We start from the raw sequence: 12,347 nt of genomic DNA on the forward strand, positions 1-12,347 counted from the left end.
GAATTAGTGAATAGATGGAGGAGCTGAAATGATGATGGAGGAGCAAGAACGGGAACAGTTATTTACGGAAGATACGGAGCATTTGGATGAAGAGACATTGTTTGTCGTGTCACAAACGTTTAAAGCATTGAGTGATCCGACACGCATTCGAATCTTGAATTTATTATGTACAGGGGAACATTCCGTGAACGATATTGCAGAAACATTAAATTTAAGTCAATCCAGTGTCTCCCATCAGTTACGTTTCTTGAAAAATTTACGATTGGTTAAATACAGAAGAGCTGGGAGAACCTTATATTATTCAGAAGATGACGAGCACGTTATGAATTTATTGAAGCAAGCAATCAAGCATGCTTTACATCATTGATGGAGGAGGAACTTGAATTGGGACACAATCATGCACATGATCATTCGCATGGTGCAAATAAAAAAGTTTTACGGATAAGTTTTATTATCATTTCTCTCTATATGATTGTAGAGGCGGTTGGCGGGTTTCTTACAAATAGCCTTGCCTTACTGGCCGATGCGGGTCATATGTTAAGTGACGCCATCTCCCTCGGCATTGCCTTAATCGCTTTTACACTCGGTGAAAAAGCAGCGAACTATAGTAAAACATATGGTTATAAACGTTTTGAAATATTAGCCGCCGTCCTTAACGGTGTAACACTCATTATCATTGCCGGTTATATTTTCTATGAAGCAATCGGACGTTTCCAAAATCCGCCTGAAGTTGCTTCAACAGGGATGTTAGTCATTGCAATAATTGGGCTGTTCATTAATATCCTTGTCGCTTGGATCATGTTTCGCGGCGGAGATGTGGAAGATAACTTGAATATGCGCGGAGCATACTTGCATGTCATCAGTGATATGCTCGGTTCGATTGGTGCAATTATCGCCGCTCTGCTTATCATTTTCTTTAACTGGGGCTGGGCGGACCCGCTCGCAAGCGTTATTGTCGCTGCCCTCGTCCTTCGCAGTGGTTACTATGTTACAAAATCGGGACTCCATGTTCTAATGGAAGGAACACCGGATAATGTGGATATGGAAAAAGTGGTAAAAACCATTCAAAATGCTAACGGTGTTCAAGGCGTTCATGACTTGCATGTCTGGTCGATTACAAGCGGATTGAATGCTCTTTCCTGTCACGCGGTTGTTGACGAAGAAATGTCCATCGCGGAAAGTGAGGCGTTGCTCCGCCAGATTGAGCACGACTTGGAACAGCAAAATATTCACCATATGACGATTCAGCTAGAGACAATTGCACATTTACACGACAATTCAATTCTTTGCAAGATGCAGCCGGAATCACCGGGACATCACCACCATTAATAAAGGAAGTCCTTTAGATAAGGGCTTCCTTTTTAATCTAAAATTACTTTATATTAATTATACATATCAGACACACAGATTGTTATTTTACAAGACTCTTTTTCTTCATGTTTCCGACATAAAAAACCCCTTGATAGATTAAATTAGACAAAAGAATTATTCTGTTGTTTAATAGTGCTTTACAACTTTGCGTATTCCATGTTATATTGACAATTATTTTAAAAAAAGGGGGATTATAAAATGGAACATGGTGCAACTTCAATTGTATCTCTCATGATCGTTACGGGTGTTGCGTTTTTCATTCCAATTCTGCTCGAACGATTGAAATTAAAAGTGATACCGATTGTGGTAGCAGAAATTATTGCTGGAATCATCATTGGTCAGAGCGGCCTGAATCTGATTGATGTCGATAACGCATGGCTTACTCTGCTATCCAGTTTAGGTCTTATATATTTGATGTTTTTAAGTGGTTTGGAAATTGACTTTAACTCCTTCCGTGTGAAGAAGGGGAATAACTCTGGGAAGTCGAAGGAAATTAATCCCTTCCTCGTCTCAAGTACTATTTTTGTCTTTATGTTAGCTCTTGCTTACGGATTCTCTTTAATACTTGTTTCTCTTGGGATGATTGATGATCCGTATTTCATGACGATTATCTTATCAACGATTTCCTTAGGTGTTGTCGTACCGGTACTAAAGGAAAGGAAAGTGCTGAATACAAAATTAGGGCAAACCGTATTGCTCATCGCAGTCATATCTGACTTTGTCACGATGATTTTGTTTGCTTATTATTTAGCTGTAAAAGACGGAGACACGACGATTGTCTGGTGGATCATTCTGCTTGTTGCCCTCGTATTTATGCTTTATTTCATACTGAACTTTTACCGAAAGAAAACGAACATGGCATTGATTGATGCGCTAAAAAGAGGGACAGCGCAAATCGGAACGCGCGGTATCTTTGCATTAATCCTATTATTCGTAGCTTTATCGGAAACAATGGGCGTAGAGAATATCCTTGGCGCTTTCTTAGCCGGAGTTGTTGTGTCATTGCTTTCACCAGACAGAGAGTTCGTCCATCAGCTAGATAGTTTCGGCTATGGATTCTTGATTCCTATCTTCTTTGTTATGGTTGGGGTGGAGTTTGATTTCGGTTCTTTACTGGAAAACCGCAGTATTTTGCTGCTCATCCCGGTTGTGTTAATATTTCTTTTCCTGACACGTAATCTGCCGACATTGCTTCTTAAACGCTGGTTCTCTTGGAATGAAGTGTTCAGCTCAGGAATGTTACTGACATCCACTCTTAGCCTTGCAATTGTGGCCGCTACCGTATCGCTGCAAATGGGAATCATTTCAGAGGGAATGAACAGCGCGATTGTACTCGTTGCGATTTTAACCTGTTTTACTTCACCGATATTATATGCAAGAATATTGCCTGAAGTAGAGGAAACAGAAAGAAGCTTAGCTATTATAGGTGCTAACCGTGCGGCACTCCGAGCAAGCCTTAACTTTCAAAAGAGTAATTATAAGGTAACGATTTTTTCCGAGAAGCAAGGGAAGTTAAAATCAGAATCAGATAGCGAATTTCCGATCATTGAAATGAACAACATGACGTTGGAAAAGTTAATCGAAATGAATCTCTTTGAATCCTTCGATGGGATTATAGTTGCAACGAGTAATGATAATTTCAACGTGGAGATTGCCAATTACGCGAATGCAATCGGCTATGAAAACATCATTATCCGAATTGAAGAGCCGACATTGAATAAACAATATACAGATATGGGATTGGCGATTTATTCGAATGCATTCGCAGGAGAAATGGTGTTAAAAGCGATGGTGCATAGTCCGAGTCTTGTGCGTCTATTAACGGATAATGATGAGATTATTCGTGAATTTGTTTTAGATGGTATGAGATATGACCGGATACCGCTTCGTAAGCTGCCATTCTTGGGTGATACGCTTATCCTGTCCATTTATCGCGGGGAACGGGCGATTACACCGAATGGAGATACGATTTTACAACAAGGTGACCGTTTGATTATTAGCGGCAGCGGAGATTCGATGGAAAAAGTGGCAGAATATTTATAAAGGGAATTATTCCCTTAGCGTGATGGAGATACTGAGTGTAGACTTCATCACGCTATTTTTCTTCAGCGGATTGTGTATAACCAATATATTTATTTTTTTAAATACCAATCAAGAAATGTCGCTTTTTCTATTACGTTCAACAAGCAAAGGTCATCCACTTGTTTCTCCAATTTCTTATATTCATCTGGAAATTCTGACCGTACATCTATTTTTACATAAGGAAGCTTTTCCTGCGCTTTTTGAGAGCGTATATTAGTTAACTTGGCACCAGCGAAGACATATTCCATATTAAGTTCTGTAAAGGCAGTATATAGAATAGCTTCTTTTGCTAATTCATTATACCCTTTCCCCCAATAAGGATGACCGATCCACGTACCGATGTGACAAGTCTTTTTCACGTTATCTATTTCTTTTAAGGTTATTACCCCGATTAACTCATCATTTTCATTCAGGATTACTCTCGAATATTGTTTTCCTAATCGTTCATTCTCTTGCACAAATTCAATAAATTGAATTGTTCCATCGATTGAGGTTTGATCATTATTCAGTCCTAATGATTCCCTAACCTGTGGAGCTTGCGAGAGCGAAGATATTGTTTTTGCATATTTTTTATCATGGGGAGCTAATACTATCTTTTTCATTTATAACCCTCCAGCATAGAATTTTAATTTAATAAAGATGATTGTTGCTTTAACTTCTTAATCTCTATATCAATCATTGAGAGATCAAGTCTTTCAAAAAGCGGATGCACATTCGCTATTGTAGATGTTAATTTGTCTAACGGTTCCCATTTTAAAGCTGGCAGTTGTAAGAGCTTCTTAATTTCATCACTTGAAAACGGCAGAAATGGACTTAATAATTGTGCTATATTCGCAATGATATAAATACAAGTAATTAACGTATCTGCACATGCATCAGCAGATTCGTTTACTTGAACCCACGGTTTTTGTGTATCGAAATATTTATTCGCTCCACGGATAAATTCGAAAAGTGATTCTAAAGCTTGTTTGAAATGACCAGCTTCAATCAGCGAGCCAATTTGAGGATACAGCTTTTGAACGTCGTCTTTAATCTTATGGTCAACCTCCCCATCGGGCACGTTTCCTCCAAAAGATTTCTCGATAAATTTTAATGTACGATTTATCAAATTTCCGTACGCACCTAATAATTCGGCATTATGACTATAGACGAACTCTCTCCACGAAAAATCTGAATCTCGATTCTCTGGTGCATTTATCGTTAAGAAATACCTGATCGAGTCGGGATGATACGTTTCCAGTATTTCAGGTATCCATACTGCCCAATTTTTACTTGTAGATAGCTTTTTCTTCTCAATGGTCACATACTCATTGGAGATGATCTGCGTTGGTAATCCACTTTCCCCGATCCCTAATAATATTGACGGCCAAATGATGGAATGAAATGGGATATTATCTTTTCCATGTATATAATAAGACTTTGTATCTTTACTCCAAAAAACAGAATCATCTTTATTATTATTTTCAGCCCAAATTTTACTAGCAGAATAATAGCCTGAAACAGCTTCAATCCACACGTAAATCCTTTTGTCTTCATAACCAGTAACAGGAACCGGAACACCGATTGATAAATCCCTTGATACTGCCCGATCAGGCAGCCCCTCTTTTAGATATCTCTCCGATAAGCTAATTGCATTACCACGCCATAATCTTTTATCTTTGGCATTCTCCACATATTCCTGCAACTTGTCCTGAAATGCGCTTAATTTGAAATAGAAATGTTCTGTGTTTCTCGTTGTCGGAGGCTTCTCGCATACCTTACATTTTCTTTCTAACAGATCTAAGGGTTCCAAGATTTTTGAACAATGATCGCATTGATCCCCTCTGGCTTCCTTCCCGCAATTTGGACAGAGACCTTCTACAAATCGATCAGGTAAAAACTGCTCACAGGTATTGCAATAAGCCTGCTCAACTTCTTTTTTATAGATTTTTCCATTCGTTAATAGCTTTAAAAATATCTCTTGAACAATTTCATGATGTCGTTTTGCATCTGTTCGTATATAGCAATCATAAGTGAACCCAAGTTTCTTAAAGCTTTCATTAAACTCCTGATGATATTTATCCGCTATTTCCTCCGGCTTGACCCCTTCCTGCTTCGCTCTAATTGTGATTGGTGTTCCATTACAATCACTGCCAGAGACGTATAGCACATGATCTCCCTTCATTCTATGATAACGCGCCAGGATATCCCCAGATAATAAACTTGCAATGTGTCCAATGTGCAACGAACCATTTGCATAAGGCCAAGCTCCACCAATCAATACATTCATTTCATTTCCTCCTTAAAAAAATGCATATAAAAAACCCCATCCCCAGATAAAATATTATCCAAGGACGAGGTTATACCCGTGTTACCACCTTTATTCACTAATCACTCACATGATCAGCCTCAACAAGTACGGAACATGATTTTATGTTCTTATACCCTGACATTTATAACGAGTGCCAACTCTCGTCACAGCCTAACCCTTTCAGCAAGTTCAGCTGTGCAGCTCAGAGACCATATTCAAACAATTTATTCCTGCTTCTTTTCACCTGCCGAAGCTCTCTGTAAAGGACTTAAATTGATTTACTCTTCTCATCAATGCTTTTGTTATACATAATTATTATACTTAATTATATAGTTTACACATTTTTTATTTTAAAGCAACACCCAAAATTAATCTCTATTTTAATTATAGGACTCGTTTACATACTATTAACATTGGCAAACCATTAAAGTATTCCCGTCAGGATCTTTAAAATTAAAATAATGATTATGTTCAATTTCGGTAATTAAATTAACTCCTTTATTACTCATAAAATGAAATGCTTCCTCAATATCTTTTGTGTTGAAATGGAACGCTGGAGTTTTAAATATTCTATCCTCTGAGTAAATCTTGCTATCTAATACAATCCCTGTCCCTTCCATAGGAATAACGTAAAGATGGTCAAATAGAATTTCCCCTTCTGCTTTTACTCCTAAGATATCGCAGTACCAATCTCTCGCTTTTTCAATGTTGCTTACTGGGATAAATACTGTTCCAATTTGTTTTAAGATAGGATTTTCCATCAAATACCCCCTTAGGTGAATATCCTTTTCGATAAGCCCAATTAATTTAATAATGGAATGAATTTCATAATTACCAAAGTCAGCTTCACCATCACCATATGTAGTTGGGAACGAACCAACTCAGCTACATATGGTGATCGTGATGCATTAAATACGTATTATGAAATTCATTAACTTGGTACCATTTCTCTCAAAATAAGCTCTGTTTTCAAGCTCAAACGCAAATAACTTCTCATCATCTGACTCTCGTAATTTCTCAATTGTTATATTCATTATCTACCATACCGCCTCGTCAAAACTATTATTTATTATAGATGGGCTTCTATCCACTTCTTCAGCTTCTCTGCATAAATTGCCCTTTTTTCGGGCTTTGTTTGCAATCCTCTTGTCAGGTAAAAAAAATCTCGCTTATATCTCGGATAAACATGGAGGTGATAATGCCAAACATCTTGACTTCCTGCTGGCTCATTATGTTGTCGCGTGGTAATACCATCACAACGATATGTATCTTTCATTGCAAAGGCAACAATTTGAGCGGCTTGATGAATTTCGCCTGCATACTCTTTAGGAAGTTCATATATGTTTTCAACATGTTGATTAGGCACAATTAGAACGTGTCCTTTATTATTTGGCCACGATTTACTAGCTATGAAGGCGGTTACATAATCATTTTTGAATATCACATCTTCTTGTTTTGTTCCATTATTAGGTACATCTAGACCCGATATGACTCGGCAAAATGGGCATTCATATCCTTTTGGCATATGTGTTATTGGTTTTATCATATGTCTCTAGCTCCTATAAGTCTTTACCATTTTTTTATTTATAGCTATTGGTCCATTACTGTCTCATTGAAATGGCAACCATGATCACAACGCTTTCTCAAGAATTATTTTCGCTTCACCAGCTTTATCCGTATAAGTCCCAATCACATCAGACCCTAGCATCCTTACTATATTTCCCGGTCAGTAACCCAGCTACAAGCGGGAAAAATTGAACAAACGAAATATTGTTATCCGTTGCATATGGCAATAATTCCTTTTCAGCACTGCGATAAATAATGACTTGCACACATAGAATCAAAAATAAAATAATCGTCATACATAAGATTAAAAGGCCAAAAAGGATTAAAATAGTAAATTCCTCCTTCACACCTTTATGATACGTTAATTCCGTTTTTTGTAAATACTTCTTTTTAAAAATATGCTTATCATTTTAATACAGTTTTCACACTTTTGTATTATAATCAATGAATGTGTGAATATATATTGAAGGTAGGGAAAAAATTTGAAGTTTAAGATGAATGAACAAGGATTTGAGTCAAGCTTTGAATTTGGCGAGCTAAAAGTATCGGGGCAGAGTCAATATGGTTATCGACCGTTTCAATTAATGATTTCTTCTATCGTTGGTTGCAGTGGTGGCGTGTTAAGAAATATACTCGAAAAAATGCGCTTGTCATATGATGATATTACAATCGAGGCGGAAGCAACACGAAATGAAGAAAAAGCAAATCGAATTGAAAAAATCCACTTGACTTACACGATAATTGGAGAGGATATTCCACAAAAGAAAGCTGAAAAAGCGATTCAGCTTACACGTAAAAACTGTGCAATGCTGCAATCTGTAGTAGATAGCATTGCGGTAACAGAAGAAGTGCACCTGAAATCTCCGCGTGATTAATAGTTAAACTCAGAAATTATTTTATTGTCCCCCATATTTGTTGATATGGGGGCAATAACTTTCTATGTATCTTTTAAAAGTCCTTCGATGATAACGGCAGAAATAATTTGATCCCTCGATCATTGAACGGAAGGAACTTGCTATCCGTAATCAAGTGGCTAATATAACCGGCAAGACATGTATAATAAACACCCTGTATTCCAAGAGACTCATCCAGCTTCAGTGCAATATAACTAAAGAATATCACTCCGATTATCGAATGGGTATAACTTCGATGGGGAACAAATGAAGCAATTAACATGTAGATTCCAAAGAGAATCAACCAAATTTCCTGAAGCGAAATACCTCCAGCAATGACTCCTACACTTGTGAGTGTGAGCATATGCTTCTGTTTTAACTTTGAAGAGATTGCCAGCATGGCAAGTCCTATTCCCATTCCCAGGTATTGCCGATTATCTTCCCCCTCAAAAAAGCTGTAAATAATCATTAATAGCCCAATAAGCTGTGCAATCGACCGCACGAATTTATGGGATAAAGTAATTTTTCCACGTAGCTTCCCATCAATGTCCAAGTCTGGAACTAAAGCCGAAACACTCCCTAACCCGATTAACAGAATGGTTACGGAAGGATCTGCCTGAACCATATTTGCTGCAACGAAGCCTATTGCTCCGCCAACTGTTGCATGTGCTGTACCATTCATCTTGCTGCTCCTTTATCTGCGTTGTTATTTTTTATGCATTCGAATGAATTTCATAATTACCAAAGTCGGCTTTCCCATCACCATATGTAGTTGGGAACGAACCAACTCAACTACATATGGTGATGGTGAAGCATTAAATACGTATTATGAAATTCATTAATTCATTTATTTTAATACAAAACAAAAACTTTTTTATCCTGACCTCTCACCATCATAATTTTCAGCTCACCCGGATATAATTCAATAATGGACATACTTCTTTTACTCGTTCGATATTGAAATAGGATGTGGATACATGAAATCAAAACCCTTTCTTAAAATGATGCTGTTTTTCATCGTTATTATAATTGTTGCAAGTCTTCCGTCCGTATTCCCGGAGGAACCCTTGTTCTTAGAAGCATCAAAGGAGGATCATTCAATGACGCTGGCTGAAAATAAAACGTTGGAAGAAAAAATCAATAGCCTTTTAGAAAATGAACAGCTTGACGGAGCTGTCGTTGGAGTCACTGTGAAACAAGCTGCGAATGGAGATTTATTATATTCCCATAATGGAGACATTCGCCTTCACCCGGCGTCCAATATGAAATTACTTACTGGAGCTGCTGCTTTAGAAACGCTTGGGTCTGATTATCAGTTCCAAACTGAAATTTTATCAGATGGAGAGCTGAATGGGAATACATTACATGGTAATTTGTTTATAAAAGGAAAAGGAGACCCGACATTATTAAAGTCTGATCTCAATCAATTTGCTAGAGAACTGAAAGCCCAAGGGATTGAAACCATCGATGGCGACCTAGTTGGTGACGATACATGGTACGATGATGTGCGACTTTCTCAGGACTTGAACTGGTCGGATGAGCCATTTCATACTGGAGCTCAAGTTTCTGCTTTAACACTTTCACCGAATGAAGATTATGATGCTGGAACAGTGATTGTTGATGTGATGCCTTCCGAAAGTACAGAAGGAAAAGCTCAGGTTCGGGTAAGTCCTGAAACGGATTATGTTACGATTGTAAATCAGACACAGCTCGTGCAAGCAGGAGGGGCACAAGATATTTCAATTGAACGAGAGCATGGGACGAATCGTATTATCGTAGAAGGAACGATGCCTGTAAATGGAACGTTGTCACGTTCCTGGGTCTCGGTATGGGAACCAACCGGGTATGTCCTTGCCGTATTCCGTGACGCTCTAGCTGAACAGGGAATTCAATTTACAGATGAATCTCGTAATATGTCGGGAGCAACTCCTGAACAAGCTCAGGTCGTTGCTAGCAAAAAATCTATCCCACTTTCTGAGTTGCTCATTCCTTTTATGAAATTAAGCAATAATGGGCTTGGAGAAGCTTTAACGAAGGAAATGGGGAAAGTAATGCGTGGGGCAGGCACTTGGGATAAGGGACTTGAAGTAATAGAAGATGTCGTGACGGAAATTGGTGTAGAGCGAGAATCCTTCCTCCTTCGTGACGGTTCAGGAATGTCGCATAAGACACTGATTTCAGCAAATAATATCACGCATATTTTATATAATATTCAGAGCGAGAACTGGTTTGACGTATTTGAGTACTCCCTGCCCGTTGCTGGAGAAACGGAAAGATTGATAGGCGGAACGCTGCGGAATCGGCTGACTAAAGAACCCGCCAAAGGAAATGTAAAAGCTAAAACAGGCTTGATTACAGGGGTATCCACCCTGTCTGGTTATGTGACAAGTCTAGATGGGGAGAAACTTATTTTTTCTATTTTGCTTAATAATCATTTAGGTTCGAGTGAGTCTATACAGGAAATTGAAAATGAAATCGTAATGGTGCTAGCTGGGCATGAATTTCTGGAGTGATCGGTGGACATGCGTTCCCGCGCATGTCCATTTTTTTGTTAATTTCTAAGGCTGTGAAGAGGGAGCTGATTTTGGTAGTTTATAAGTATTCTTATCGCCTTATGTGACGATGCGGAGGGTCTTTTCAGTAGTTTAGATGTTCCGTTATCGACCAAAAAGTTAAGAGAGGAATACATGTAGTCGATTAAACACCTTATTATCGACTGCAACACATGAAGAATAAGCCAATCAGTCGTTTAGGAGCCTTCTCATCTACTGAACACGTTAGATACAGCTGGCATCGGTTGTTTATACGCACCCTAATCAACCAAACGAGCTTGCAATTTCCCAAGACAGTCGATTGGATCCGTTTATCTCACTCCCCGATTGCCATCACCTTATCCATTCGTTTTTGTTATCACATTCCTTTTTTAAACACGTTCCCTCTTGCCCCCTCCGTTACGTCACATGATAACTTATAATTAACAATAAGATGGAGGGATTTCCTTATGAATCAAGAAACACCCAAGTTTTCAATCCGTGAGTTCAGCAAACGAGCCAGAATAACTGTACGTACATTACGGTTTTATGAAGAGTTAGGGTTACTCGTACCAACTGAAAGAAATGAATCAGGCCACAGACTTTACGGATTAAATGAACTCGCGAAACTGCAACAAATTCAATCAATGAAATTTCTCGGTTACCCACTACAGGAGATTAAAGAGTTCATAAAAGATGAAATTGAGGTTGCAGCACAGCTTGAGAAATCATTACCCTGGCAGCACAAGCTTTTAACCGAAAAGCGGGATGAGTTAAATCGATCCATAGAAGCTGTGGAGCGAGTACAGAATTTGCTCAAGGAAGGAATAGCGGTCAATTGGACAGTGTTAAGTTCTCTACTTTTTCAAATCGAACACGAGGAAGATTTAAAGGAATGGGCAAAAGAGTATCTCCCGGAAAAGGTAGCTGAGAAATACTTTTCCCTTCCAAAGGAATATCAACAAAAGCTGGACGTAGAAATGCTCGATTGGCTAGCTAAGCTAGAAAAATTGATGCAGGATAGTGTCCCTGCAAATTCACCAGAAGCTTTTGAATTACTAATGGGACTAACCGAACTGGCAACAAGACATGTTGAGGATAAAGAAGCGTTTGCAATCGAACTCGATAAGGCTCAGGAGTTAATGGATCAGGAAACAATGGATTTTCAGTTTCCTACCATGCTAACTCCTGAGCAAGAATCCTATTTAATGAAAATTAGTGAGGAGATGGAAGCCCTGTACAAGGATAGTGAGGAATAGAGTTAGAGAAGTGCGTATTTCCATTTCCCCAAATAAGTTTATCTAGTTGCCACATTTTCTCAGACATGATATTTTAATAGAAGTATAATATTTTCCAATAACTTCGGGGCAAGGTGAAAATCCTTACCGGCGGTGTTCAAGCGTCATGCTTGTAAGTCCGCAACCCGTACTCTTTTTTAGGGGCGGTGGAGCTGGTGAAATTCCGGCACCGACAGTTAAAGTCTGGATGGGAGAAGTTTTGGTAAAAATATATACGATGCCGATTCATCTATTCTCTTCTTTAAAAAGAAAGGAGTGGCAGACAATAAATTTATAGAGAAATAGTTCAATTGCGCATTTTTAATTGATACGGTAA

Annotated in this window: 12 protein-coding genes, 1 riboswitch and 1 other annotated feature; of the genes, 6 read left to right on the forward strand and 6 right to left on the reverse strand. The window is 38.4% G+C overall.

From position 1 onward, the window contains the following. Window positions 1-31: 31 nt before the first annotated feature. The 3 genes from LZD48_RS11025 to LZD48_RS11035 all read left to right on the forward strand — a co-directional run bounded on the left by LZD48_RS11025 (window position 32) and on the right by LZD48_RS11035 (window position 3,414). Window positions 32-367: an ArsR/SmtB family transcription factor gene (locus LZD48_RS11025; RefSeq protein WP_235762855.1), complete on the forward strand. Its 336-nt coding sequence runs from the start codon at window positions 32-34 to the stop codon at window positions 365-367. A gap of 17 nt (window positions 368-384) precedes the next feature. Next, the gene (locus LZD48_RS11030; protein ID WP_235762802.1) at window positions 385-1,329 is read left to right on the forward strand and encodes a cation diffusion facilitator family transporter; all 945 of its coding nucleotides are present in this window, start codon (window positions 385-387) and stop codon (window positions 1,327-1,329) included. A gap of 240 nt (window positions 1,330-1,569) precedes the next feature. After that, window positions 1,570-3,414, forward strand: coding sequence for a monovalent cation:proton antiporter family protein (locus LZD48_RS11035; protein ID WP_235762803.1), 1,845 nt, complete (start codon window positions 1,570-1,572; stop codon window positions 3,412-3,414). 89 nt (window positions 3,415-3,503) lie between these two features. On the opposite strand, the gene LZD48_RS11040 is transcribed toward LZD48_RS11035, so the two are convergent. The 5 genes from LZD48_RS11040 to LZD48_RS11060 all read right to left on the reverse strand — a co-directional run bounded on the left by LZD48_RS11040 (window position 3,504) and on the right by LZD48_RS11060 (window position 7,605). After that, window positions 3,504-4,055 (reverse strand): GNAT family N-acetyltransferase, encoded by a 552-nt coding sequence (locus LZD48_RS11040; protein ID WP_235762804.1) that lies wholly within the window; start codon window positions 4,053-4,055, stop codon window positions 3,504-3,506. Window positions 4,056-4,078: 23 nt separating this feature from the next. Continuing rightward, entirely contained in the window at window positions 4,079-5,722 is a 1,644-nt protein-coding gene (gene metG / locus LZD48_RS11045) for a methionine--tRNA ligase (RefSeq protein ID WP_235762805.1), read from the reverse strand. A gap of 57 nt (window positions 5,723-5,779) precedes the next feature. Further along, window positions 5,780-6,046: a binding site (T-box leader), on the reverse strand. Between the two features lie 104 nt (window positions 6,047-6,150). Then, window positions 6,151-6,504, reverse strand: coding sequence for a VOC family protein (locus tag LZD48_RS11050; RefSeq protein ID WP_235762806.1), 354 nt, complete (start codon window positions 6,502-6,504; stop codon window positions 6,151-6,153). A gap of 308 nt (window positions 6,505-6,812) precedes the next feature. Continuing rightward, complete coding sequence (locus LZD48_RS11055) at window positions 6,813-7,289, reverse strand: HIT family protein (RefSeq protein WP_235762807.1); 477 nt, start codon at window positions 7,287-7,289, stop codon at window positions 6,813-6,815. 148 nt (window positions 7,290-7,437) lie between these two features. Next, window positions 7,438-7,605, reverse strand: a complete 168-nt coding sequence (locus LZD48_RS11060; protein ID WP_438822759.1) for an aldo/keto reductase — start codon at window positions 7,603-7,605, stop codon at window positions 7,438-7,440. Window positions 7,606-7,791: 186 nt separating this feature from the next. Between LZD48_RS11060 and LZD48_RS11065 the strand changes: the two genes are divergently transcribed. Next, window positions 7,792-8,184 (forward strand): OsmC family protein, encoded by a 393-nt coding sequence (locus LZD48_RS11065; RefSeq protein WP_235762808.1) that lies wholly within the window; start codon window positions 7,792-7,794, stop codon window positions 8,182-8,184. A gap of 73 nt (window positions 8,185-8,257) precedes the next feature. Here LZD48_RS11065 and LZD48_RS11070 read toward each other — a convergent pair whose 3' ends face one another. Then, window positions 8,258-8,884, reverse strand: coding sequence for a metal-dependent hydrolase (locus LZD48_RS11070; RefSeq protein ID WP_235762809.1), 627 nt, complete (start codon window positions 8,882-8,884; stop codon window positions 8,258-8,260). 295 nt (window positions 8,885-9,179) lie between these two features. Here LZD48_RS11070 and dacB point away from each other — a divergent pair, with 295 nt between their 5' ends. Together dacB and LZD48_RS11080 are read left to right on the forward strand one after the other, a co-directional pair. Beyond that, window positions 9,180-10,715: a D-alanyl-D-alanine carboxypeptidase/D-alanyl-D-alanine endopeptidase gene (dacB, locus tag LZD48_RS11075; protein WP_235762810.1), complete on the forward strand. Its 1,536-nt coding sequence runs from the start codon at window positions 9,180-9,182 to the stop codon at window positions 10,713-10,715. A gap of 488 nt (window positions 10,716-11,203) precedes the next feature. Beyond that, on the forward strand, window positions 11,204-11,992 hold the full coding sequence (locus LZD48_RS11080) for a MerR family transcriptional regulator (protein ID WP_235762811.1): 789 nt from the start codon (window positions 11,204-11,206) through the stop codon (window positions 11,990-11,992). A 95-nt stretch (window positions 11,993-12,087) separates the two neighbouring features. Continuing rightward, a riboswitch (FMN riboswitch) is annotated at window positions 12,088-12,234 on the forward strand. Window positions 12,235-12,347 lie beyond the last annotated feature (113 nt).

Origin of the sequence: Oceanobacillus alkalisoli (assembly GCF_021556485.1) — a bacterium.
GTDB classification, from domain to species: domain Bacteria; phylum Bacillota; class Bacilli; order Bacillales; family Amphibacillaceae; genus Oceanobacillus; species Oceanobacillus alkalisoli.